Here is a 24,811-nt window from a genome sequence, read left to right on the forward strand (position 1 = left end):
AAGACGGCTGCATATACTACATTATTTTGTTATATGATACAAACATTGCTGCATTATAGAAATTATAGAAAAGTTTCACAGAAGATTTATGATGAAAAAAATTATTGATAATTTTTGGTATTGTTGTAATTGTAAATTTTGCAGGATTACCTTTATATGAATACAGGTTAGTCAGATATTTACTGTTACTTGTAATGGGATTTATTGCGATAATATTCTGGAAAAAAGCCAGAAAGGTTATCTCGGAGTAAAAAGGAGAGATACCAAATAGAAATAGTTCGTGCTACCGAATTCTTTCGTTAAAATGGTACAATCTGCCTGAATATTATGGGGGCAGAGTCACTCAATGTTCTTAAATAGTGCAACGCTATCTTTTATGCGGAGCCAGTGTGTTGATGGTGGGAGTCCCCTAAGCGGGTTGGCTCCCTAAGTGGGCATTACATCATTGGGAAATTAATCTTTTGCGTTGACGCATGAAATGTTCCCATCAAGCATCATGGCGTAAGCAGATGGTATAATCCAGTCTAGTATGGAATCGGCCAGAGCACCTCCATCAAAACGTTGATGCCAACCCTTTGGGATAAACTAGGAGCAGATAATTGTAAAGGAATGGCCGTAGCGGTATTCCATCAGTTCCAGGAGGTTACATTGTGAATATGATAGAAGAGAACTGGAGGCTAGTATAAGTGGGCTGTCCAAAGAAGTATAGCCGGTGTCATAGCTTAAATGTTATGGTACCGGCTACTTTATTGTTTGATATAAATTTAGTAAGTTTTTATCTCCACAATCTTTAAACAATCTTTAATTTTAAAGCCTCTGATACATGGTATAGTTAGGCTATATGGAACAGTAATGTTTACCACAATGTTAAGGAGGTGATTGGACTGTATCACATGGTAGAAAAAGCGAATAAACCGACTGCAAGCGACAAGAAACATTTGCCATCTCCGATTAAAAGCCCGTTACAGCTGAAATTTGGACAGGGGATTATTCAGAGGATGATAGAGCCCATTAAAAGCACAACAGAGTTATCCAACTTTTTGATTAGCGAAGATGTAGATAAGATCAAAAGATACTGCATGGAAAAAAGCTATATTATCAGTTTCCGTGAAGCTGGAGAGCATACGATTCGCAGGCTGATGGATGGGGCGGCGGCAAAGGGGCATCATATATTGGAAAAATCGATTAAAGAGGGCAGCATTGGACAGGATGACATTGAATCGATACCGAAGGAGGTTCGTGGCCTGGTTGGGGTGTGGGATAAGAGTAAGAAAGGATTGGAGGCGCTGCTGGGCGTTTATATGTCAAGAAAAGGCATTGCAAAAATGAAATCTTCTCCTGAAGGAGCAGAAATAGCCACTGATGGACAAAAGGTGCTGTTTGATTCCCTGGCGGAGTTTCTGGCGGTGGGGAGCAGCGATAAAACTGCTATATTAAGCGCCATTGCGGCGAAACTGAAAGATAAAGATGATAAGGTTTTAGAATATAGTGATTTTGTTACCGGCGATTATGATTTGCATGATGTGTTGTTTGTCCAACAGGACGAGACAACAAGAGGAGCGCTTATTACGCCTGCGCACGCGGTAAAGGAAGGGCTGAATGAAGTTTTGAATGGGGAGAGAAGATCTCATTCGGAATTTGACAGGGTACAGCATGGGCCGCAGTCGGATTATGGGAAGTATATTGCGGAACATCGGGGAGAATCAGTGACCAGCAGTTTATTGAGGCCAGATGTGGGAGGGGAACCAGAGAAAAGGATTGCAGTGTGTGGGCCGGATGGAGTGTGGTATATTCTGCGTAATAGAGAGAATTTGACAGAATATTATGCAAAATGGGGATTGAATGCAAATGTCGTGTGGCCGGAAGAGGGAGCAGGATTAGATTTGAGAGAGAAGAGTATTCAGGTGGTTCGAGGGGGAAAGTAAAAAATATTGCAACCGTGTCGAAAAATGTCGAACGATAGAATTTGAAGGCATAATGCTTGAATGATATAATAAAATAAATATGCAAAAATCTTTGTTGATATGAATGGAAAGGAACGCCATGATTTATCAAATAGAACGGTACATTTATTTCGCTTTATCATTCATGATACTGATATTACCTGAAATAAGAGCGTATGACACGGTTGAAAAAAATCAAATAATCACAATTCTGCTGACTGCGATTATTTTATACCATTTTATTATAAGCAGATGCAGGAACCGAGTGAATACCATACATAGCAACCGGGTATTTAAGAAGTTTTATTTGCCGATTCAATCGGAGCGGAAGCTGGATAAATTAAAAGTTGACCGTAGCGGTGATAATATCGTTATCATAATTTATTTTATTTATATGTTTACCTGTGTGATACTGTGTAAATTTCAAATTCTAATATCATGGAATCTAATTTTGTTCTGGATGCTTTTTCTGCTGGGATTAAATAATGTGTTTAAATATAAAAAGTGTTTGATTAAAGAGTGGGTGTATAAAGATACCAATTGCTGTATGGATTGTCATATAAACGGTTGGGATGATGTGCTGATTTTTTCGATTTTACCGTGCGTGCTATTTGTGGGGGAGCAAATTTTTGCAGTCAACAAAATCCTGATTTTGATCATTTCCATTATGGCGTTGACTGGTTTGGTTTGCTGGGAAGGACATCTTTATTTTTTTCCGTATCGCTTTTTTCCTCAGACGAATGGGACTCTGGCCTGTAAGAATTGTATTAAAACAGACTGCGTTGGGAGAATGAAATATAAATTCAGTCCGGGCAATAGTGTTCCAACGGCGGAGATTGCATTTCCGGATAAGACATTAAAAGGATTGTATAATAGCCATTATGTGGTGGCGGTGCTGTTATTATCTACAATCTTGACATTGATAGAACTTTTTTTAGTTGGAGAAGATTATTTCTTTCGATATTATATTACTTTTTTGGTGATAGGTTTTGAAATGAATGCATGGAGACTTATTTACGTATGGATTCGGGATAAGTATAACCTGTTATTTCATAATCATATCGATAAAATAATCGAATGGGACCGGCTGTACGGTGATACATCGGAAGAGATTTATAACCATTTCAATAAAGGAATGTTTGAGATATCTTCCATAAGAAATATTATTATCTATACGGGCGCTTTGTTATTTTGGCTGGTTTTATTTTTGGATATCATTATAGAAGACCGGTTGAACCTGCCGGAGAATATCGGCATCGGAAGAATGGCAGCCGTGTTTATCTTGATGGCATATAGTCTTACTGTGGGGTGCAGGGCTTTTGTGATTTTTTATAATTCCTATAAGCAGTTATCCTATATTTCGAAGCTTCCGGTCAAAGAGAATTATTATAAAAATGGATTTCTGCATATTAATGAGATTAAAAAATTTTGCAACCAGGGAATCTTGATTATTTCGTTAATATGTTTAACATTGATTTTGGCGGTGGTAGAATCTCCAATTGAGTATTCTGATAATTTCAAAGTGTTCACGTTCACGGCACTGGGGCTGGTTGCATTGTGCCCGGTGATTATCTATATTGGTGTACAGTACTATTTGAAAAATATTGTCGATAAGATGAAGGAAGAAACGATTAGGGACTATAATGAGAGGGTACTGGGGCCGATTCTTGGAAATATTGGTGATGTCGGTAATGAAAAGACGGTGAAAGAAAAAATTGAGTTTCGGAATTACTTGATTCGATTAAAGATTCGGGATAGAAATAAGTTTGATTATACGCCAATTATAACGGTGGTATCGGGGGGAATTCAGATTGCGGCTATTATTGCAACTTTGATTAGGAGTTAGAGATGGAATTGGGAGGAGAAAAGATATCTGTTTCTGGTTATTTACTGATAAACTAATTGGAGGAGATATGGAGTCAATTTATGCATAGTATCGTGGCAAATTATGGAAAGCAATAATAACTGGGCTGAAAGTTCCTCACAGGGCTTTCAGCCCTTACTTTAAATATATTAATGGTTATATGCCAATAGCAGGTGGAGTGTCTGCCTGTGGAAAATAGAGCACGATTGATTTACAACATCGGTTGAATCAAGGCGTCCAGGGGATTTAAAACTTTTCTAAAGAATTTTCTAAAAACTTTTTATCAGGGTGGGAAGGTGATAAAATAATGGAAAAGCTAATAGACAACGAAAGAAAAGGATGACCAGTGACGCGTATGGAAAATCAATTATTATTAAAAAAAGAAAAGCGGGCCAGTAATGATATTATGAAGAGACATAAGAATCCTTTACAGGGGCACGGGATGGTGCAAGGAAAACCTTGCTTACCGATTATATTGCAACTTCGTAAGACGACTGGTGTGATTCAGTGTGCGGGTGGAGTACCGGAGATTGCAGAGGAAGACTTTGAGGAAATAGCCGACGAGAGTATGAAATTAGGTTCTACGAAGCCCAGACATATTAAATTTAAACGAGATATTTTGGATGAAAAAGGAAAACCTTTATTTTTAAAGGATACGGAATGGGTTTTGAAGGAAGGATTAAAAGAAAATCAGGTACTGACAGAAGTGCTAACGAATCATTTATATGAGCAGGCGGGCGTACCGGTTGTTTCTGCTCATTATGTGAAGGTTGGAGGAAAAGATGCACAGCTCATGGAATTCCTGAGTGATTATGAGGAACCAAAGGTCGAGGAATTGGAAGTATCTCCTGATTTTGCGGAACATATTGGAGCTGATTTTATTTTTGCAAATTGGGATTTATTTAAAACTGCTAACTGGGCGAAGCACAATGGACAACTGATACGTTTGGATAATGGAGGTGCTTTAGACAAAAGAGCACAGGGCGAACAGAAAAGTGCTGACGATTGGAAGGCTGGAGAGCCAAGCGAACTGGGGTCTATGTTGAAAGGTCCCTATGCGCATATAACAGAAAAACAAAAGATTCTTTCTGTCAGGAGACTTTACAGTAGACTGACACCGGATAGGATAGATGCAGCCATGGAAGCAGCACACTATCCGGAAGAATGTCGGCAGGAGATGAAGGATATAATCTTAATACGGATGAATGCAGCCTTGTTATGGGCAAACGAAAAAGCCCCCAAGATGCAGGTTTTAAAGTCGGAGGAAACGCCAGCATTGTCCCTGGCCTCGTTCAGGACAGCGGAGGAAGATGATGATCCAGAGTACACAATTATTGATAAACTCCGTATATTAGGGTATAGGATTCCAGAATACATTTGTATGAGGAGTGATTTGGAGAGTTATATAAGAGAAATAATTATGAGCGGCAGGGAAAGAGAGTTCAATGATTTTGTTCCTGAAATAAGTCCTAAAATTAATCCACATCGACGTCTGCCTATGATAGGGATAGAAGAAATGATGGATTTGACAAAAGGACCAGAGAAAGTAGAAGAAAAGCCACATTGTTTCTATCCTGCGGCATTTAAATTTCCAAATGTGATTTACCGAATAAAAGGGGGGCGGCTAATCCGAAGGATGTGCGAAGGGGAGAAAAATGCTTTTGAAGCCGCATTCCATGAAAAAGATATAGACAAAGTAGTAGAGGCCATTTTTTGTCCAGTAGGACAAGCGGCTAGAGGAGAGGTCGTTTGGTCAATCAATGAGCCTTACGTATTCGAAAGCGAGCGTGGTGGTCCGGTGTCTACGGATGATAAGTACGCCTGGATTTTGGAAATATATATATCGGATAACATGCTGCAATTTATGCAGGATTATGCTCATTTTGATAATGGGACTAAAAAGTCAGGGGCATTTATGGGAAATCCAGCATTTAAGAGAGAAGGAATAGCTGGAGGAATTTATGACCCGGAAGGAATTCCCAATTTCCTCATTAAACGAGAAGGTTTTGCTCAATTTTGGGCGACTATTGAACATTATCATATAGAAAAATCTGAAACATACTTACAGTTATATACAAAGGCAGTTGTTCCACCTAAAACGAAAGAAGAAATCGCCCGTGAAAAAGAGCGGAAAGGACGGGCTGCAGCAGCGATTGCAGCTGCTTTGGAAGTTGAAGCTACTGCTAAATCAGAAGGAGAAGACACAACAACAAGTTACGGGTTAGAGGAGCTATGGAAGATAGCTTCTTCTATTTAGTCAAGCAAAACAGAGGCTATGTTAACGGAAGAATTATAATATAATTACGGATTGCGCTCTATAACTGGTTGGAACATGTCTGAATATAGGACTGAACCAAATTTCTATTAAGGAATAACCGCTTGCTGTTTTGGAGGCAACAAAAAAAGCACGTGATGGGAATCGAACCCACCTCTCCAGCTTGGGAAGCTGGCGTTCTACCGATGAACTACACATGCATGTTGCTATTATATCATAAATTCAAAAAATTTCAAGCACTGGAAAAACTTTTTGGTCGAAAACTTGCAAAAAGCTGGTGTCCTCGTGTATAATACTCTTTGAAATATACAAGATGTGGAGGAGTGGCATGGCAAAGACACAGTATAATGCGGATAGTATTACGGTCCTGGAAGGGTTGGAGGCTGTAAGGAAACGTCCGGGTATGTACATTGGCGGGGTTGGGACCAAAGGGTTGAACCATTTAATATATGAAATCGTGGATAACGCGGTGGACGAGCATCTGGCGGGGTACTGTAATGAGATATGGGTGACGCTGGAGGCGGACGGTTCCTGTACGGTGAAGGACAGCGGCCGCGGTATTCCGGTGGAGATGCACCGGAAGGGAGTGTCGGCGGCCCGTATCGTGCTGTCGACGCTTCACGCCGGCGGTAAATTTGATAATGAGTCCTATAAGACCAGCGGAGGTCTCCACGGTGTGGGTTCTTCGGTGGTCAATGCGCTGTCCGAGCATATGGACGTGAAGGTGTATAAAAACGGGTATATCCACCATGACGAATATGAGCGTGGTATTCCCATTGTGGCGCTGGAGGACGGGCTGCTTCCGGTGCTGGGAAAGACGAAGGAGACCGGAACGGAGATTAATTTCCTGCCGGACGGCGACATTTTCGAGCGGACCAGGTTTAAGGCGGAGTGGCTGAAGAGCCGGCTTCATGAGACGGCTTACTTGAATCCAAAGCTGGTTATCAATTACAGGAATAGAAGGCCGGGGGAGGAGGAGACCATTGTCTACTCGGAGCCGGAGGGCATTGTGGCCTATGTGAAGGAATTAAATGTGGGGAAGACGCCTATTCATGACCCTGTCTACTTTAAAGGGGAAGTGGACCGGATTGAGGTGGAGGTGGCTTTCCAGTTTGTGGATACCTTTGAGGAGAATATCCTGGGCTTCTGCAACAACATTTTCACCCAGGAGGGCGGTACTCATCTGGTGGGCTTCAAGACTAAGTTTACGACCCTGATTAACTCCTACGCCAGGGAACTGGGGATATTGAAGGAGAAGGACGCCAACTTCACCGGGGCGGACACCAGAAACGGGATGACGGCCATCGTGGCCATCAAGCATCCGGACCCGATTTTCGAGGGGCAGACTAAGACGAAGATGGCCAGCGCGGACGCCACCAAGGCGGTGTTTACCGTCAGCGGGGACGAGCTGCAGCGGTATTTCGATAGGAACCTGGAAGTGTTAAAGGGAGTCATCACCTGCGCGGAGAAGTCGGCGAAAATCCGCAAGGCGGAGGAGAAGGCCAAGACCAACATGCTGACCAAGTCCAAGTTCTCGTTTGACAGCAACGGAAAGCTGGCCAACTGTGAGAGCCGGGACGCGGAGAAGTGTGAGATTTTTATCGTCGAGGGAGATTCCGCCGGCGGCTCGGCGAAGACTGCCAGAAACCGGATGTACCAGGCCATTCTGCCGATTCGCGGCAAGATTTTGAACGTGGAGAAGGCATCCATTGATAAGGTGCTGGCCAACGCGGAGATTAAGACCATGATTAACGCCTTCGGCTGTGGGTTCTCCGAAGGGTATGGCAACGATTTTGATATTACCAAGCTGCGCTACCACAAGATTATCCTGATGACGGATGCCGATGTGGACGGCAGCCATATTGACACCCTGCTTTTGACATTCCTGTACCGGTTTATGCCGGAGCTGATTTTCAACGGGCATGTCTATATTGCGATGCCTCCGCTGTTCAAGGTGATTCCCAGAAAGGGAGAGGAACAGTATCTTTACGATGAAAAGGAGCTGGAGCGTTACCGGAAGACCCATACGGGGGAATTTACCCTTCAGCGTTACAAAGGTCTCGGTGAGATGGATGCGCAGCAGCTGTGGGAGACGACCTTAGACCCGGAGAACCGGGTGTTGAAGCGTGTGGAGATTGAAGATGCCCGCCTGGCATCGGAGATGACGGAAATGCTGATGGGAAGCGAAGTGCCCCCCAGACGGCAGTTTATCTACGAGCATGCTGACGAGGCGGAGATTGACGCATAACGCGGGAAGGTAAGGAAAGTCCACGTCTGCATTCGCAGACCTGGAAAGGTAAGGAGAGAAATCATGGCTGAGAAGATTATAACAACCGAATATTCAGAGGAAATGCAGAAGAGCTACATGAATTATTCCATGAGCGTTATCACGGCCAGGGCCATTCCGGATGCAAGGGATGGCTTAAAACCGGTTCAGCGCCGTGTGCTGTACGACATGAGTGAACTGCATATAAACCACGATAAGCCCCACAGAAAGTCGGCCCGTATCGTGGGTGATACTATGGGTAAATATCATCCCCACGGCGACAGCTCCATTTACGAAACCCTGGTGGTCATGTCCCAGGTGTTTAAAAAAGGGATGCCGCTGGTCAACGGGCACGGCAACTTCGGCTCCATCGAGGGGGACGGGGCGGCCGCCATGCGTTATACGGAAGCCCGTCTGGAGAAATTTGCTGAGGAAGTATACTTAAAAGATTTAGATAAAACCGTTGATTTTGTGCCAAACTATGACGAGACGGAGAAGGAACCGGAGGTGCTTCCGGTCCGCGTGCCAAACCTGTTGATAAACGGTGCGGAGGGAATCGCCGTTGGTATGAGCACCAGCATTCCACCCCACAACTTAGGGGAAGTGATTGACGCGGTGATGGCCTACATTGACAGGCCGGAGATTGCCATCCAGGAGCTGATGGAGTATCTGCCGGGACCGGATTTCCCCACCGGAGGCATTATCGCTAACAAGAGTGAACTGGCGGGAATCTATGAGACAGGAAGCGGCAAGATTAAGCTTCGCGGCAAGCTGGAGGTGGAGCTTGGGAAGCGGAAGTCCGACAAGGACAAGCTTGTCATCACCGAGATTCCTTACACCATGGTTGGCGCCGGCATCAACAAGTGCCTGGTGGACATTGCGGAGCTGGTGGAGAGCAAGAAGCTGACGGATGTGGTGGACATCTCCAACCAGTCCAACAAAGAGGGTATCCGCATTGTGCTGGAGCTGAAGAAGGATGCGGACGTGGAGAAGGTGATCAACATTCTCTACAAGAAGACGAAGCTGGAGGATACCTTTGGCGTCAACATGCTGGCCATCGCGGGCGGCAGGCCGGAGACCCTGAATTTAAAGGGGATTTTAAGGAATTATCTGGAGTTCCAGTATCAGAATACTACCCGGAAATACCGGGCGCTTCTGGAGAAGGAGCTGGAGAAGAAGGAGATTCGGGAAGGTCTTATCAAGGCCTGTGACGTGATTGACTTAATCATCGCCATTCTCCGCGGCTCCAAGAACTTGAAGGACGCCAAGGCATGTCTGATGAACGGCGACATTTCCAATATCAAATTCCGGACGCCGGGGTTTGAGGAGGACGCAAAGAAGCTGCAGTTTACGGAGAAGCAGGCGTCCGCCATTCTGGAGATGCGTCTTTACAAGTTGATTGGCCTGGAGATTCTGGCTCTGGAGAAGGAGTACAAGGAGACCTTAAAGAAGATTAAGGAGTATACCGGTATTCTGGAGAATAAAGGGGCCATGGATAAGGTCATCAAAGAGGACTTAGCCCACATCAAGGAGGAGTTTGCCACACCGAGAAGAACGGTTATTGAGGATGGCAAGGAGGCCGTGTACGAGGAAGCACCTGTGGAAGTGCAGGAGGTGGCCTTTATCATGGACAAGTTCGGCTACTGCAAGCTGTTAGATAAGAACACCTACGACAGAAACCGGGAGACGGTGGAGGCGGAGCATCCCCATGTGATTGTCTGCATGAACACGGATAAAATCTGCCTGTTTACCAATCTGGGCAATCTGCACCAGGTGAAGGTGATGGAAATTCCCTTCGGCAAGCTGCGGGACAAGGGAACGCCTATTGACAACTTGAGCAAGTTTGACGGGACGAAGGAGGAGATTATCTGCCTGACCAACCTGGAGGGCATCCGCGGGAAGAAGCTGGTATTTGCCACGAAGATGGCCCTGGTGAAACAGGTGCCGGCGGAGGAATTTGAGACCAACAACCGGACGGTGGCGGCCACCAAGCTTCAGGACGGGGACGGTCTGGTCAGCGTCCAGATTGTGGAGCAGCAGACCGAGGTGGTGCTTCAGACCAGCGGGGATGTATTCCTGCGGTTTGCGCTGGATGAGATATCGGAAATGAAGAAGAATTCCAGAGGCGTCCGCGGCATCAAGCTGGCGGCCGGCGAGGAACTGGAGCGCTTATATCTGCTTGGCGAGGAGCCGGTGATTATGTACAAGAAAAAAGAGGTGCATTTAAACCGGTTAAAGATTGGCAAGCGGGACGGCAAGGGCAGCAAGGTGCGGCTGAATTAAAATGTTTCATTGAGTTCATGAACACAGAGAAAAATAATAAAATATAAGGGGGACATCACATGTCAAATCCAAATGTACCAACACCACACATCCAGGCGTTAGAGGGGGAAATTGCGGAGACCATTCTTCTGCCGGGCGACCCGCTCCGCGCCAAATACATTGCGGACAACTTCCTGGAGGATGTGAAGCAGTTTAACGCCACAAGAAATATGTTCGGTTATACGGGAACCTACAAGGGGAAACGGGTTTCGGTCATGGGCACCGGTATGGGCTGCCCGTCCATCGGCATCTATTCCCACGAGCTGATTCATTTCTACGGATGTAAGAACCTGATTCGTGTGGGAACCGCCGGAGCGCTCAGCGAGAAGCTGAAGGTCCGTGACATGGTGTTTGCCATGGGCGCCTGTACCACCTCCAACTATGTGCGTCTGTTTGGCCTGCCGGGAGACTATTCCTGCATCGCCAGCTACGAGCTGCTGTCAAAAGCGGTGGAGGAAGCCAAGGCCAAGGGATTGACCTACCACGTGGGAAATGTGTTGAGCTCCGACATGTTCTACGGCCCTGCCAAATCCGTCACCGGCGGCATGACTTGGAGCGATATGGGGGTTCTGGCCGTGGAGATGGAAGCGGCGGCTCTGTACAGCAACGCGGCGGCAGCAGGCGTCAACGCCCTGTGTATCGTCACCATCTCGGATTCGGTGGTGACCGGGGAGGCGACCACGGCTGAGGAACGCCAGACCACGTTCACGAATATGATGGAAGTAGCCCTGTCGCTGGCTTAAAGGCGGCTGAAAAACCGGAGAAGCGCATTGCCTGCTCCGGTTTTTCCGTCTCTGACGTGCTAAAGTGGAAAAATGTCTTTGCTGGACGTACAAATGTATTTTTCTCGCGAATAAAGGTTGCCTTTTTGGAAATTTTGTTATAAGATACATAGAAAGTTTTTTTATACAATCAAAGAAAGTAAGAAAGTCCCCTTTGCATAGTTTCAGGGGAAACATGAGGAGCCAGAATTATGGAAAAGAAATTGAGAGTTGGTGTACTTGGTGCAACAGGTATGGTAGGACAGAGATTTATCGCTTTGCTGGAACATCACCCGTGGTATGAGGTGGTTACCGTGGCGGCCAGCCCCCGCTCCGCAGGCAGAATCTATGAGGAAGCCGTGGGAGACCGCTGGAAGATGACGACACCCATGCCGGAAGCGGTCAAGAAGCTGGTGGTGATGAATGTCAACGAGGTGGAAGCCGTGGCGGCCAGCGTTGATTTCGTGTTCAGCGCGGTGGATATGACCAAGGAGGAGATTAAGGCCATCGAGGAAGCTTATGCGAAGACCGAGACCCCGGTGGTGTCCAACAACAGCGCCCACCGCTGGACGCCTGATGTTCCCATGGTGATTCCGGAGGTGAACCCGGAGCATTTCAAGGTGATTGAGCACCAGAGAAAGCGTCTCGGCACAACCAAAGGATTTATCGCGGTGAAGCCAAACTGCTCCATTCAGAGCTACGCGCCTGTTCTCTCCGCATGGAAGGAATTTGAGCCCTATGAGGTGGTTGCCACTACATACCAGGCAATCTCCGGCGCCGGAAAGACCTTCAAGGACTGGCCGGAAATGGTGGAGAACATCATTCCCTACATCGGCGGCGAGGAGGAGAAGAGCGAGCAGGAGCCCCTTCGCATCTGGGGTGAGATAAAGGACGGCGAGATTGTGAAAGCGGCGGAGCCGGTGATTACCTGCCAGTGCATCCGCGTTCCGGTGTTAAACGGACATACGGCGGCGGTGTTTGTGAAATTCAGAAAGAAACCGTCCAAGGAAGAGTTGATTGAGCGTCTGGTGAACTTCAAGGGTCTGCCACAGGAGTTAAAGCTTCCAAGCGCTCCGGGTCAGTTTATTCAGTATATGGAGGAAGATAACCGTCCACAGGTAACGTTGGACGTGGATTTTGAGAACGGCATGGGAATCTCCGTCGGCCGTCTCAGAGAGGATACGGTCTACGACTACAAGTTCGTAGGATTATCCCACAATACGGTCCGTGGTGCGGCAGGCGGGGCAGTTTTGTGTGCCGAGCTTCTGACAGCCCAGGGCTATATTGAGGCAAAATAAAACCGGATGCTGCCTGTGATTTGCAGCAGGAAACAGGGAGAAAGGCGCAGTGCGATAGCTGCGCCTTTTGTGAATTTTGACTGCGATGAAAAAGAGCGATTTTGACTGGTCACTCCGGGACATTCATGCTATAATAGGCGGGTATGAATTAGGAACGAAACAGGATACGGAAGGATAAAACAGATGAAAAGGCTGAGAACAATCATTCTGATTTTGGGGTTTGCGGTGGTGCTGTGTATGCCTCTGCTGTTGAAGCGGGTGGACTCCCGGTTTGGGCTGACCGGGGTCAGCGTGGAGGCGGAGCGCCCCGTACTGACAAAGAAAGGACTGCTGGACGGAACGGTACAGACGGAGCTTGACAATTATGTCTCCCAGAAGATACCGGGGCGGGACCTGATGATTAAGGTACGCAACCAGCTGATTTTTACTCTCTATGATAAATCGCCAAACCAGAATATTGTCATCGGCAAGAACCGGAATCTGTTTGAAAAAGAGTATGTCTTAAAGTATGAGAAGGTTTATCCGCCGGCGGACAAAGAGTTTGTGGTGGATTTGTGTGAGAAACTTACGGTGATTCAGGACAAACTGGAGGCGAAGGGGAAGGAGCTTTATCTGTTCATCACCCCAACGAAGGTCCGCTATTATGAGGAGGACGTGCCGGATATTTACCGGGTGGCCACCAGCTTTGGGGATAGAACCGGCAATTATGAGGTACTGACGGAAACACTGGAGGATTATGATTTCAAGGTCTACGATTCGATTCCCTTTGTGGCCGCTTACAGGGAAACGGCGGACGCGGCGGGGATGCCGCTGTATTACAAGACGGGAAGCCACTGGAGCCTGGTTGTGGGGGCGGAGGTGGCCTCTGATTTGACCCGCTTTCTGGATGAGAACAGCGCCTACTCATTTCCGGAGACCCATGTGGAGTATGCCCCGGTGCCGGCGCCGCTTCACCCGGATTCCGATATTTTTAATGTTATCAATGTATTTACCAAACCTTACGATTCCTACTACACGGCGGAGGTCAAGGTGGATGGGGAGATGGCCCCGGAGGAAGAGCGGCCGAATATGTTCTGCCGCGGCGGCAGTTTTATGGGACAGACGCTGAATCATCTGATTAATGACGGGATGTTCCAAAAGGATACCTATGTGGAAAATACCATCTTTTACAGAAACGGCTTTTCCGAGCCGGGCAGTTTTTCCGATTACGGGGAACTGAATCTGAAAGAGGAACTGGAGCAGGCGGATATTGTGATTCTGGAAGTCAATGAAGCCCATATTCCCGTTATGAGTTTTGGGCTTATCGACTACCTGACTGAGCACCCGGAGCTGCTTGACTAACCTGATAATGGAGGAACCACCATGGTATTTGTATCACCTGTATTTGTCTTTGTATTTTTGCCGGCGACCCTGGCTCTTTACATGCTTGCCTGTCTGACGAGAAAGACGGCGGTAAAGAATCTGGCGCTGTTATTCTGCTCCCTGGTGTTTTATTCCTGGGGAGGCGTGAAATATACGATTCTGCTGATGATTTCCACAGTGGTGAACTATGTGTTCGGCCGGCTGCTGGAGGGGGAGAAGCACCGGAAAATGGTGCTGGTGCTGTCGGTGGTTTACAACGTCGGCATTTTGTTTGTGTTCAAGTATTTCAATTTCTTTATGGACACCACGGCCAGCATCGCCCAGGCCCTTCACATGGACTGGTCCGTGGCGGTGCCGGCGATTACGCTGCCGATCGGGATTTCGTTTTTCACGTTCCAGATTATGTCCTACGTGTTTGACGTGTATTTAAGAAAGGTGGAGACCCAGAAGAACATTCTGGATTTGGCGCTGTATATCATGCTGTTTCCCCAGCTGATTGCGGGGCCCATTGTCCGCTACATCGATGTGAATCAGGAGATTAAGGAGCGCCACACGGATGGCGCCATGATTCACGACGGCATTTCCCGGTTTATCATCGGGTTTAATAAGAAAATATTTCTGGCCAACGGGATGGGATATATGGCGGACGCGGTGTTTGCCAAGGTGAATGAGGTGAATACGCCTTATGCCTGGCTGGGAGCCGTGTGCTATGCGCTGCAGATTTATATGGATTTTTCCTCCTACTCGGATATGGCCATAGGGCTTGGGAAGCTGTTCGGGTTTCATTTCCTGGAGAACTTTAATTACCCCTATATTTCCAGCAGCATCCGAGAATTCTGGAGACGGTGGCATATCTCCCTGTCCTCCTGGTTTCGGGATTATGTGTATATTCCGCTGGGAGGCAGCCGGAAGGGCGCGAAAAAGACCTACCGCAATCTGCTGATTGTGTTCATGCTCACCGGATTCTGGCACGGGGCCAGCTGGACCTTTGTCATCTGGGGACTGTACCACGGGTTCTTCCTGGTGATGGAGCGGGGGCGGTTCGGCCGGTGGCTGGAGCGGATTCCCGGGATTTTCAAGCGGGTGTATACGCTGGTGGTGGTGCTGGTCGGCTGGGTGTTCTTCCGGTGTGAGACCATTGGGGAGGCATTTACCTATCTGAAGGCGATGTTCTCCTTCCAGTTTGGACATTACAATGTGCTGGATATTCTGGAGCGGATGGATCGGGAATTTTGGTTTCTGCTCCTTTTGTCAGTGATTGGTTCGCTGCCATTCCTGCCGAAGCTGAAGGAGAAGGCGGGGGATAGTCAGGCGGTGGGGCTGGCGGCCGATATCGGGCTGGTGGTGCTGTTTGTCTGCGCGGTCTTTTATATGGTGGGGGCGGACTTTAATCCGTTTATTTATTTCCGGTTCTGATGGGAACGGCGTGATTTAGCTTTTATGCAGCACTCGTATGATTTTACTTTTCAAATCGGTGGATTTGGCTTAGAATAGAGAGAAGGATAAGTATCTCTTAGAAGGAGGATAACAAAAACATATGGCATGGACAAAGACAAGTTTTGGGACGATGGAGAATGGGGCGGAGGTGTTCCGTTACACGCTGAGCAATGAGAATGGGGTGTCGGCATCCTTCACGGATTTGGGCGGCATTTGGCTGACTATGGTGGTGCCGGACAGAGACGGTCACTTAGACGACGTGGTTTTAGGCTACGATACGGTTGAAAAATGTACCGGCCTCGGCGGCCATCTGGGCGAGATTGTGGGCCGGAACGCCAACCGGATTGGCGGGGCGGAATTTACGCTGAACGGAACCACCTACATGCTGGAGCAAAACTCCGGGAAGAACAATTTACATAGCGGACCTGACTACTACCGCGACCGCATCTGGGATACGGAGGTGGAGGAAACCGGCCTTGGAACGAAGATTACCTTTTCGCTATTCAGCCCGGACGGAGACCAGGGCTATCCGGGCAACGCCAACATTGCTGTCAGCTACACCCTGACGCCGGACAACAGTCTGAAACTGGATTACCATATGGTGGCGGATGCGGATACCGTTGCCAATTTCACCAACCACAGCTACTTCAACCTGGCCGGACATCAGTCAGGACCGGCTATGGCACAGCAGGTGTGGATAGACGCAGATACCTTTACCGTGGCTGACGAGACCTCCATCCCAACCGGGGAGCTGGTTCCTGTGGAGGGGACACCCATGGATTTCACTACCATGAAGGCCATTGAGCGGGATATCAATGTGGACTATGAGCCCTTAATCTTTGCCGGCGGCTACGACCACAACTGGGTGCTGAATCATCCGGAGGGCGAGCTGGCGCTGTCAGCCAAGGCCTATGACGAGAAATCCGGCCGCATCATGGAAGTCTACACTGATTTGCCGGGAGTCCAGTTCTACACGGCCAACTCCTTCAGCGGCGCTGGCAAGGACAATACCCAGTATGTGCCACGGTGCGGTTACTGTTTTGAGACCCAGTATTTCCCGGACGCCATCAACAAACCGGGGTTCCCATCCCCAGTGTTAAAGGCCGGGGAGGAGTACCAGACCACCACCATCTACAAGTTCCTGACAGATAAATAATGGAAGTTTTAGAGGGCCCTGCCGGGAGTGAAAACCTGGCAGGGCGTTCTTTTCGTTGTAATAATTCCAATAAAATGATATACTGTTAAAGTTACAGAAATAAAGAGTGGGGTAATACATGGCAAAATCATTATACATAGCAGAGAAACCAAGTGTGGCACAGGAGTTTGCCAATGCACTGAAAATAAACGCCAGACGAAGCGACGGCTACATCGAATCGGAGAATGCCATCGTGACCTGGTGCGTGGGTCATCTGGTGACCATGAGCTATCCGGAAGCCTACGATGCCAAGTTCAAGCGCTGGAGTCTGGAGACGCTGCCGTTTCTTCCCAAGGAATTCAAGTACCAGGTGATTGAAGGGGTGGCCAAGCAGTTTAAGATTGTCAGCGGACTTCTCAACCGGGAGGATGTGGATACCATCTATATCTGCACCGACTCCGGGCGTGAGGGAGAGTACATCTACCGTCTGGTGGACCAGATGGCAGGTGTGAAGGGAAAGACCAGGAAGCGGGTGTGGATTGACTCCCAGACGGAGGAGGAGATTCTGCGTGGCATCCGGGAGGCCAAAGACTGGAGTGAGTATGATAATCTGTCGTCGTCAGCCTATCTGCGGGCGAAGGAGGATTATCTGATGGGAATCAATTTCTCCAGACTCCTGACCCTGAAATACGGACAGACCATCTCCAACTATCTTCGGACGGACCGCACCGTGCTGTCGGTGGGACGGGTGATGACCTGCGTGCTGGGCATGGTGGTCCGCCGGGAGCGGGAAATCAGAAACTTTGTGAAGACACCGTTTTACCGGGTGATTGGAAGTTTTGAATCTAGTGGCATGAGCTTTGACGGCGAGTGGCGGAGCGTGCCGGGCTCTAAATATTTTGAGACCCCGTATCTATATAAGGAAAATGGCTTTAAAGCCCGTGAGACGGCCCAGGAGCTGATTGACATGCTCTCCCAGGTGCAGCCCCCAATCGCACAGGTGGCCGCCATCGAGAAGAAGAAGGAGACGAAGAATCCGCCCCTTCTCTACAATCTGGCGGAGATACAGAATGACTGTTCCAAGATGTTTAAAATCAGCCCTGACGAGACGCTGCGGGTGGTGCAGGAGTTGTATGAGAAAAAGCTGGTGACGTATCCGAGAACCGACGCCAGAGTGTTGTCCACGGCGGTGGCGAAGGAGATTCACAAAAATATCGGCGGTCTGCGCAATTTCGCGCCGGTGAAGGACTTTGCAAGCGAGGTGCTGGAGTCCGGTTCCTACAAGGGGATTGCCAAGACCCGCTACGTCAACGACAAGCAGATTACGGACCATTATGCCATTGTTCCTACGGGACAGGGCTTCGGGGCCTTGAGGAGCCTTTCCGGGCTGTCTGAGAAGGTCTACGAGCTGATATGCCGAAGATTTCTAAGTGTCTTTTATCCGGCGGCCATTTATCAGAAGTACGGGCTGGAACTGGCCATGGAGAAGGAGCATTTCTTCGCCAACTTCCGGGTGATGCTGGAGCCTGGATACCTAAAGGTGGCGGACGTTTCCTTCGGCAAAAAAGCCGAGGCGGAGCAGAAACGCCAGGACGCGCTGAACAAAAATGCCGGGGATGATGGAGACGATGGGAAAGACGGCGGTGAAAAAGACGACGCGGAGTCGGCCGCCAACAACAGCAACATGAACAATCCCGAATTCATCGCCATGCTGGGCGCCCTGAAAAAGGGAGCGGAGCTCAATGTTAAGGATTTAACAATTAAGGAGGGGGAGACCTCACCGCCAAAGCGTTACACCTCAGGTTCCATGATTCTGGCCATGGAAAACGCGGGCCAGCTGATTGAGGACGAGGAGCTGCGGGCGCAGATTAAGGGAAGCGGAATTGGCACCAGCGCCACCCGGGCGGAGATTCTGAAAAAACTGGTGAATATCAAGTATTTGAGCTTAAACGGCAAGACCCAGGTGATTACGCCGTCTCTGCTTGGGGAGATGATATTTGACGTGGTGGACAATTCCATCCGCCAGCTGTTGAACCCGGATTTGACGGCCAGCTGGGAGAAAGGGCTGACTTATGTGGCCGAGGGGAGCATCACCGAGGATGAATATATGGAAAAGCTGGAAAAGTTTGTGGCGGGGAGAACCTATGGCGTGCTGAAACTGAACAATCAGTATCAGATGCGGGAATATTTTGACGCCGCCGCGGCTAATTATAAAAAAGGAAAGTAACTTGTTGACAGCAGTGAGATAGACAAAAAGGAGAATGAAAACATGAAAAAAGATGAGATGACGATTGAGAACCTGTATGATACGTCGAAAAGTATTGCTGGCCGTATGCTGGAAGATTACACCTACCCATGGGAGGTGCTTCCCCACATCGGCGAGATCATCCAGAAACTGGGGGAAATGCTCTCGGAGAAGGATTACAAGCGGGTGGGGAAATCCATCTGGATTCATAAATCCGTGGAGATTCCGCCTACAGCCTGCATGAAGGCCCCTGCCATTATCTGTGAGGGCGCGGAGCTGCGCACCGGCTGCTTTATCCGGGGCAATGTGATTATCGGTTCCGGAGCCGTGGTGGGCAACTCCACGGAGCTTAAAAATGTCATCCTGTTCGACGGCGTGCAGGTGCCGCACTATAACTATGTGGGAGATTCCATTCTGGGCTACAAGTCCCACATGGGAGCCAGCGCCCTGACCTCCAACGTGAAGTCGGATAAAACCCTGGTGAAGGTTCACGCCGAGGACGGAGATATCGAGACCGGCTTAAAGAAGTTCGGCGCCATGCTGGGCGACCTGGTGGAGGTGGGCTGCGGCTCCGTATTGAACCCTGGAACCGTCATTGGCGCCCGCTCCAATATTTACCCGCTGTCCAGCGTCAGAGGCTGTGTGGATGGCAATTGCATTTACAAGAGAGAAGGGGAGATTGTGGAGAAGTATTAATTCCGCAGTCAGGAAGCTTGGGATTCAAAATCAAGGATATCGATAAAAATGGGAAGTCTCCGAATGTGAGAGACTTCCCATTTTTGTGGTTCCTATACGTTCTATGTTTTCCGTATGTTCTATTCTATTTGGTTCCGAAGATTCTGTCTCCCGCATCCCCAAGTCCCGGGCAGATGTAGGCATTTTCATTCAGACAGCGGTCTAAATGTCCCACGTAAATCTGGATGTCCGGATGAGCATTGTGGAGACGCTCCAGACCCTCCGGGGCGGCAATGATGGACATGAACTTGATGTTCCGTCCGCCGTGGGCCTTGATGAAGTCCACGGCCGCCACGCCGGAACCTCCGGTGGCCAGCATCGGGTCGGTGACCACAATGGTTCTCTGCTCGATGGGGTCCGGCAGCTTGCAGTAGTACTCGTGAGGCTCATGGGTGGTCTCATCCCGGTAGAGACCGATATGGCCTACCTTAGCGGATGGAACCAGGGCCAGGATGCCGTTTACCATGCCAAGTCCGGCCCGGAGGATGGGAACCACGGCCAGCTTCTTGCCGGCAATCATGGGCGTGGAGCATTTCTCAATGGGAGTCTCCACCTCCACATCCATCAGAGGAAGGTCGCGAAGCGCCTCGTAGCCCATCAGCATGGCAATTTCCTCGATTAAGGCGCGGAATTCGTTGGTTCCCGTGCGTTTATCACGCAGCATGGAGATTTTGTGCTGAATCAGCGGGTGGTCGAAAACGGTTACATTTTCCATAAGTTTCGTATCCTTTCTTTAGTCGCGGACGGCGTCCGGTGTATTTGGTAAGATGGCGTTCATGAGAACACCGATGACTACGGCGATGAATAAGCCGGAGATATTTAAGCTGAAGGTTGAAAAATGAATGGTCAGGCCGCCAAGCTGGGCAAAGCCAAGGCCGAAGACCAGGATCAGACCCACGATAGTTAAGTTGCGGCTGTGGGTGAAATCCAAATCGGCTTCCGCCAGGGAGCGGATACCGACAGCGGCTATCATACCGAAGAGCATGACCTCAACGCCGCCCTTGACCGGGCCGGGGATGGTCTGTAAGATGGCGCCCACTTTTCCGAAGAGTCCCAGGATGATGGCGAAGACCGCGGTCAGCCGGAGGAGTCTCGGGTTATAGTTTTTCGTGGTGGCCAGCACGCCGGTGTTCTCCGAGTAGGTGGTGTTGGCAGGGCCGCCCACAAGACCTGCAAAGAGGGTGGCGAGACCGTCGCCCATCAGGGTCCGGTGAAGTCCCGGGTCTTTTAAGAAATCCTTGCCCACAACGGTGCTGTTGGTGGTCACGTCGCCGATGTGCTCCATGAAGGTAACCAGCGCGATTGGGGCGATGGAGAGGATGGGGCCCATGGCAAATTTCGGCAGGCTCATAAATGGCACGCCGTTGACATCCAGAGTCTTAAACGGAATGTTCAGCCAGGCCGCATTGGCGATAGCGGAGTAGTCCATGTGGAAAATGCCTGCGAAGGAAAGGATGACGCAGAGCAGATATCCACAGAAGATGCCGATTAAGATGGGTACCAGCTTGAAAAAGCCCTTTGCAAATATGGACGCGGCGATTACCACGAACAGGGTAAACAGGGCGATGCCAAGATTTAAGGCCACCTCGCCGGTGAGACCGTCAGCCAGTCCCAGGTTGCCGGTGGCGTCCCCGATGGCGGTTCCGGCCAGGTTGATACCAATGACCACAATCACAGGTCCGGTCACAACCGGTGGAAATACCTTCTTGATTTTCTCCACACCGATGAAATAGGCAATCAGAGCAAAGATTAAATAGATGAGACCGGCAAAAATAATTCCACCCTGTGCCAACGGTACGTTTTCAGGGACTACTGCGCCATCCGGTCTGACAATCGCGGTGATTGCGGCCAGGAATGCGAAGGAGGAACCTAAGAAAACGGGAACCTTAAACTTGGTACATAGGTGGAAGATGAGTGTTCCGACGCCTGCGGAAAACAGTGCAAGGGAGGGATTCAAACCTGTTAGTAACGGGACCAGCACGGTAGCGCCGAACATGGCGAACAGGTGCTGGATACTAAGGAGATAGTCCTTGGTAGTAAACTTACTCTTGTCATTCATACTGAAATACCCCTTTGTCATATTGTAGTGAATTGTTGTAATCTGTTACATTTTAACAAAAGACACAATAAATATCAATAGAGAAAGGGGTATTTTCATGCAATTTATATTAGTAATTATTTTCCATCCAGATTGAACTTCACGAGGGCGTAATCTCCCAGGGCGTGGGGCACCGGGATGGAGAAATACAGGGCGCCCTGATTGGTGTAGCTGAAGGACTGTGGCAGGGCGGCGGCGTCTCCTGATTTCACGGTGGAGAAGTCGGCATGTTCCAGTGTTTTGGTTAAGTCCTCCAAGGTCAGGGTGGAGCGGTATTTTAACAGCTCTGTTTTCTGCTCCGCGGAGACATCGTAGAATTCACAGTCGTCGGAGAGCACATAGCCGGCCATGGTGTAGCCGTCGGTAAAGTCGTTGAGTCCCAGGCTCTTCACCTGCTCCAAATCAACGGTGTTGGTGAAGAAGACGCTGGTGGGATAGGCGGCGCCGTCGGGGGTATAGCTTCCCTTGTAGACTGCGGTGAGACGGCGGCGGTCAGCGGAGATGACCTGGCAGGTGACCTTCAGCGTGTCCTTTGTCTCGTCGATATTCTGAAGAGTTATGTAGGATTTTGCATTATCCTTTAACAGCTGGTTCACCTTGTCCTGTCTGACATTGTCGCTCATGCCGGAGACAACCGGGTATTCCACGGATACGTTGTTGGATTTGTAGGTTTCCTTTTTGGAGGAAATGCCTTTGGCGGCAGTGTCTTTGCTGTCGTCGGTCTCCTTGGAGTCCGCGGTGGTCGTCTCCTCCGTGGTGGCCTCGGTGGTTTCCGGGCGGGACGGGGCCAGGGTCTCAGGGGCGGCGGTGGTGTGAATGCTTGATAAGTCCACCTTCTCATAGTTTTTAGATTTACAGCCGCTCATCATGGTGGCGGCGAGGATAATAGATGCGGTAATAAGTAATGTACGTTTCATAGGGCAAGGCCTCCTTGTCTTTTGCTGATTGTTGATATTAGTATACAATAGAATCGGGGAAAAGTGTTAAAAAAATTCCGAAAGAATTGGTTACGTTTGTTTGAATGGAGAAAGGGATGGACAAATGGGGGAAGCAGTAGTATGATTGATATTGTAAGCGCTTACATACGATTGAGACGTCGAAGTGGTGAGGACGTTCGATGCGGTGGAAGTGACAGGATATGAAAAAGGGGGAGCGGAGGATGAGCGTGGTCCGCATGACGGAGGGGAAGATTGGGAGGCATCTGATTGCCTACTCCATTCCGTTGATTTTGGGAAATCTGTTTCAGTTGACCTATAACGCGGTGGACTCGGTGATTGTGGGCCGGTTTATCGGGAAGGAAGCGCTGGCGGCGGTGGGAACGGCCAGCCCGGTGATGAATATCATTATCCTGGGCATCTCCGGCATCTGCATCGGGGCGTCGGTTCTGATGAGCAACTTCTTCGGGGCGAAGGACGAGGAGATGGTGAGAAAGGAGATGGCTACCACGGCGGTGTTCGGCTTCTTCTTTTCCCTGGTGGTGGTAGCGCTGGGCATTGTGGCGGCGAAACCGCTGTTGAGGGCGCTGCAGGTGCCGGAGGAGATTCTGGGGATTTCCACCATGTATCTGCGGATTATCTTTCTGGGAGCGCCATTTACCTACTTTTATAATGCGGTGTCTGCAGCGTTAAAGAGCGTGGGGGATTCTAAGACGCCGTTAAAATTCCTGGCGTTTGCGTCGGTGCTGAACGGGCTTTTGGATATCATCTTTATCGGAGGATTCCGGTTTGGGATTGTGTGTTCGGCGGTCACCACAGTGATTGCGGAGGCGGTGTCTGCGGCACTCTGTATCGGGTATGTGTATCGAAAGATTCCGCTTCTTCGGCTGGCGCCGTCGGAGTTTCGGATTGACAGGGAGCTGTTGAAACGGACGCTGCAGTACGGAGGCGTGACGGCATTGCAGCAGTCCTGCCAGCCGGTGGGAAAGCTGTTGATTCAGGGAGCGGTCAACACTATGGGGGTGGATGTGATTGCGGCCTTCAACGCTGTGACACGGGTGGACGACTTTGCATTTACGCCGGAGCAGAGCATCTCCCATGGAATTACCACCTTTGTGGCCCAGAATGACGGGGCGAAGAAGGGGGAACGGATTGGAAGGGGATTCCGGACGGGGCTGATGCTGGAGTTTGGATACTGGGTCCTTATCTGTGCCGTGATATTGATTCTGAGAGGGCCGATTATGAGCCTGTTTGTGGGAAGAGGCGAGGAGAAAATTATTGAGCTTGGGGTTCATTATCTGAGTCTGATGGCGTTTTTCTACCTGTTCCCCGCGTTTACCAACGGAATGCAGGGATTTTTTCGTGGGATGGGCAATATGAGCATCACCCTGGTGGGAACCGTGGTCCAGACGGGACTGCGGGTCATCTTCGTGTACCTGCTGACTCCGTCCATGGGAATCCAGGGCATCGCCTACGCCTGCGCCATCGGCTGGAGCGTCATGCTGCTGGTGGAAATTCCATACTATTTTTATTTCATGAAGAAAAAGCGTCAGGATGCGTGAAGCTCCTGGCGTTTTTGTGTACAGGAGGGACATTTTATTATATAATGAAGGGAGAAATGTCCGGGATATGAAAAATTGGAGGAATTCGGTATGGGAATTGGGATGGGAAAAACAGATATCGTGAGAAAGCATATATTCGTCAGCGGAAGAGTGCAGGGCGTAGGCTTCCGCTACCGCACCTACTACCTGGCCGAAAGCCTGGGCCTGACCGGCTGGGTGCGCAACCTCTACGATGAGCGCGTGGAGATGGAACTCCAGGGCCACGAGGAGGACATGAACCAGCTGTTTCGAAAACTCCAGGAGAATACCTTCATCCACATCGAACACTGCGAGGTGGAGCGGATACCGGTGATTGAGGAGAGGGGATTTCATGTGAGAGGATAGAAAAAAGCCTTGAAAACCGTTACCGGGTCCTCAAGGCTTTTTCCCTGCCAAGGGTGTAGTGCCGGCCGCGGGACTTGAACCCGCACGGTGTTGCCACCAATGGATTTTGAGTCCACCTCGTCTGCCATTCCGACAGGCCGGCTGATGTTGTTAGCAACGTTGATAATTCTAGCATATTGTTTTTCGTTT

At 49.2% G+C, this 24,811-nt stretch carries 17 protein-coding genes and 2 tRNA genes; 14 read left to right on the forward strand and 5 right to left on the reverse strand.

Translation table 11 applies throughout. The features are described 5' to 3' along the window. Positions 1-1,079: 1,079 nt before the first annotated feature. The 3 genes from HMPREF9473_RS11825 to HMPREF9473_RS11835 all read left to right on the forward strand — a co-directional run bounded on the left by HMPREF9473_RS11825 (position 1,080) and on the right by HMPREF9473_RS11835 (position 6,064). On the forward strand, positions 1,080-1,925 hold the full coding sequence (locus HMPREF9473_RS11825; protein ID WP_207636796.1) for a hypothetical protein: 846 nt from the start codon (positions 1,080-1,082) through the stop codon (positions 1,923-1,925). Positions 1,926-2,208: 283 nt separating this feature from the next. Continuing rightward, positions 2,209-3,789, forward strand: a complete 1,581-nt coding sequence (locus HMPREF9473_RS11830) for a hypothetical protein (protein WP_148552376.1) — start codon at positions 2,209-2,211, stop codon at positions 3,787-3,789. Positions 3,790-4,162: 373 nt separating this feature from the next. Continuing rightward, positions 4,163-6,064 (forward strand): hypothetical protein, encoded by a 1,902-nt coding sequence (locus HMPREF9473_RS11835; RefSeq protein WP_006780346.1) that lies wholly within the window; start codon positions 4,163-4,165, stop codon positions 6,062-6,064. 147 nt (positions 6,065-6,211) lie between these two features. Here the strand turns inward: HMPREF9473_RS11835 and HMPREF9473_RS11840 are convergent. After that, positions 6,212-6,282, reverse strand: a tRNA-Gly gene (locus HMPREF9473_RS11840). Positions 6,283-6,410: 128 nt separating this feature from the next. Here HMPREF9473_RS11840 and HMPREF9473_RS11845 point away from each other — a divergent pair. The 9 genes from HMPREF9473_RS11845 (at position 6,411) to HMPREF9473_RS11885 (ending at position 19,604) form a co-directional block, all read left to right on the forward strand. After that, complete coding sequence (locus HMPREF9473_RS11845; protein WP_006780347.1) at positions 6,411-8,330, forward strand: DNA gyrase/topoisomerase IV subunit B; 1,920 nt, start codon at positions 6,411-6,413, stop codon at positions 8,328-8,330. Positions 8,331-8,393: 63 nt separating this feature from the next. Next, positions 8,394-10,631, forward strand: a complete 2,238-nt coding sequence (locus HMPREF9473_RS11850) for a DNA gyrase/topoisomerase IV subunit A (protein ID WP_006780348.1) — start codon at positions 8,394-8,396, stop codon at positions 10,629-10,631. Between the two features lie 59 nt (positions 10,632-10,690). Further along, a complete protein-coding gene (deoD, locus tag HMPREF9473_RS11855; RefSeq protein ID WP_006780349.1) occupies positions 10,691-11,413 on the forward strand; it encodes a purine-nucleoside phosphorylase in 723 nt (240 codons plus the stop codon). Between the two features lie 230 nt (positions 11,414-11,643). Next, positions 11,644-12,729, forward strand: a complete 1,086-nt coding sequence (gene asd, locus HMPREF9473_RS11860) for an aspartate-semialdehyde dehydrogenase (protein ID WP_006780350.1) — start codon at positions 11,644-11,646, stop codon at positions 12,727-12,729. Between the two features lie 183 nt (positions 12,730-12,912). Further along, the gene (locus HMPREF9473_RS11865) at positions 12,913-14,070 is read left to right on the forward strand and encodes an alginate O-acetyltransferase AlgX-related protein (protein ID WP_006780351.1); all 1,158 of its coding nucleotides are present in this window, start codon (positions 12,913-12,915) and stop codon (positions 14,068-14,070) included. 21 nt (positions 14,071-14,091) lie between these two features. Further along, the gene (locus HMPREF9473_RS11870) at positions 14,092-15,507 is read left to right on the forward strand and encodes an MBOAT family O-acyltransferase (protein WP_006780352.1); all 1,416 of its coding nucleotides are present in this window, start codon (positions 14,092-14,094) and stop codon (positions 15,505-15,507) included. 121 nt (positions 15,508-15,628) lie between these two features. After that, on the forward strand, positions 15,629-16,684 hold the full coding sequence (locus HMPREF9473_RS11875) for an aldose epimerase family protein (RefSeq protein WP_006780353.1): 1,056 nt from the start codon (positions 15,629-15,631) through the stop codon (positions 16,682-16,684). Positions 16,685-16,802: 118 nt separating this feature from the next. After that, the gene (locus tag HMPREF9473_RS11880; protein ID WP_006780354.1) at positions 16,803-18,890 is read left to right on the forward strand and encodes a DNA topoisomerase; all 2,088 of its coding nucleotides are present in this window, start codon (positions 16,803-16,805) and stop codon (positions 18,888-18,890) included. A gap of 42 nt (positions 18,891-18,932) precedes the next feature. Beyond that, a complete protein-coding gene (locus HMPREF9473_RS11885; protein WP_006780355.1) occupies positions 18,933-19,604 on the forward strand; it encodes a UDP-N-acetylglucosamine pyrophosphorylase in 672 nt (223 codons plus the stop codon). Between the two features lie 124 nt (positions 19,605-19,728). On the opposite strand, the gene upp is transcribed toward HMPREF9473_RS11885, so the two are convergent. The 3 genes from upp to HMPREF9473_RS11900 form a co-directional block, all read right to left on the reverse strand. Next, positions 19,729-20,358, reverse strand: a complete 630-nt coding sequence (gene upp, locus HMPREF9473_RS11890; protein ID WP_006780356.1) for a uracil phosphoribosyltransferase — start codon at positions 20,356-20,358, stop codon at positions 19,729-19,731. A gap of 18 nt (positions 20,359-20,376) precedes the next feature. Then, positions 20,377-21,702, reverse strand: coding sequence for a uracil-xanthine permease family protein (locus HMPREF9473_RS11895; RefSeq protein ID WP_006780357.1), 1,326 nt, complete (start codon positions 21,700-21,702; stop codon positions 20,377-20,379). A 116-nt stretch (positions 21,703-21,818) separates the two neighbouring features. Next, positions 21,819-22,658 (reverse strand): hypothetical protein, encoded by an 840-nt coding sequence (locus HMPREF9473_RS11900; RefSeq protein WP_006780358.1) that lies wholly within the window; start codon positions 22,656-22,658, stop codon positions 21,819-21,821. Between the two features lie 242 nt (positions 22,659-22,900). Between HMPREF9473_RS11900 and HMPREF9473_RS11905 the strand changes: the two genes are divergently transcribed. Together HMPREF9473_RS11905 and HMPREF9473_RS11910 are read left to right on the forward strand one after the other, a co-directional pair. Then, positions 22,901-24,238 carry an MATE family efflux transporter gene (locus HMPREF9473_RS11905; protein WP_006780359.1) on the forward strand — a complete coding sequence of 446 codons (1,338 nt, stop codon included), beginning with the start codon at positions 22,901-22,903 and terminating at the stop codon, positions 24,236-24,238. A gap of 90 nt (positions 24,239-24,328) precedes the next feature. Next, positions 24,329-24,622: an acylphosphatase gene (locus HMPREF9473_RS11910; protein WP_006780360.1), complete on the forward strand. Its 294-nt coding sequence runs from the start codon at positions 24,329-24,331 to the stop codon at positions 24,620-24,622. A 59-nt stretch (positions 24,623-24,681) separates the two neighbouring features. On the opposite strand, the gene HMPREF9473_RS11915 is transcribed toward HMPREF9473_RS11910, so the two are convergent. After that, positions 24,682-24,764 (reverse strand) — tRNA-Leu (locus tag HMPREF9473_RS11915). Positions 24,765-24,811 lie beyond the last annotated feature (47 nt).

This window comes from Hungatella hathewayi WAL-18680, assembly GCF_000235505.1.
Taxonomy (GTDB): Bacteria; Bacillota; Clostridia; order Lachnospirales; family Lachnospiraceae; genus Hungatella_A; species Hungatella_A hathewayi_A.

Bases quoted from the DNA above. Each gene is read 5' to 3' on its own strand.
- HMPREF9473_RS11825 (WP_207636796.1), top strand. From the start codon at position 1,080: ATGGAAAAAAGCTATATTATCAGTTTCCGTGAAGCTGGAGAGCATACG.
- HMPREF9473_RS11835 (WP_006780346.1), top strand. From the start codon at position 4,163: ATGGAAAATCAATTATTATTAAAAAAAGAAAAGCGGGCCAGTAATGAT.
- HMPREF9473_RS11845 (WP_006780347.1), top strand. From the start codon at position 6,411: ATGGCAAAGACACAGTATAATGCGGATAGTATTACGGTCCTGGAAGGG.
- HMPREF9473_RS11850 (WP_006780348.1), top strand. From the start codon at position 8,394: ATGGCTGAGAAGATTATAACAACCGAATATTCAGAGGAAATGCAGAAG.
- deoD (WP_006780349.1), top strand. From the start codon at position 10,691: ATGTCAAATCCAAATGTACCAACACCACACATCCAGGCGTTAGAGGGG.
- asd (WP_006780350.1), top strand. From the start codon at position 11,644: ATGGAAAAGAAATTGAGAGTTGGTGTACTTGGTGCAACAGGTATGGTA.
- HMPREF9473_RS11865 (WP_006780351.1), top strand. From the start codon at position 12,913: ATGAAAAGGCTGAGAACAATCATTCTGATTTTGGGGTTTGCGGTGGTG.
- HMPREF9473_RS11870 (WP_006780352.1), top strand. From the start codon at position 14,092: ATGGTATTTGTATCACCTGTATTTGTCTTTGTATTTTTGCCGGCGACC.
- HMPREF9473_RS11875 (WP_006780353.1), top strand. From the start codon at position 15,629: ATGGCATGGACAAAGACAAGTTTTGGGACGATGGAGAATGGGGCGGAG.
- HMPREF9473_RS11880 (WP_006780354.1), top strand. From the start codon at position 16,803: ATGGCAAAATCATTATACATAGCAGAGAAACCAAGTGTGGCACAGGAG.
- HMPREF9473_RS11885 (WP_006780355.1), top strand. From the start codon at position 18,933: ATGAAAAAAGATGAGATGACGATTGAGAACCTGTATGATACGTCGAAA.
- upp (WP_006780356.1), bottom strand. From the start codon at position 20,358: ATGGAAAATGTAACCGTTTTCGACCACCCGCTGATTCAGCACAAAATC.
- HMPREF9473_RS11895 (WP_006780357.1), bottom strand. From the start codon at position 21,702: ATGAATGACAAGAGTAAGTTTACTACCAAGGACTATCTCCTTAGTATC.
- HMPREF9473_RS11900 (WP_006780358.1), bottom strand. From the start codon at position 22,658: ATGAAACGTACATTACTTATTACCGCATCTATTATCCTCGCCGCCACC.
- HMPREF9473_RS11905 (WP_006780359.1), top strand. From the start codon at position 22,901: ATGAGCGTGGTCCGCATGACGGAGGGGAAGATTGGGAGGCATCTGATT.
- HMPREF9473_RS11910 (WP_006780360.1), top strand. From the start codon at position 24,329: ATGGGAATTGGGATGGGAAAAACAGATATCGTGAGAAAGCATATATTC.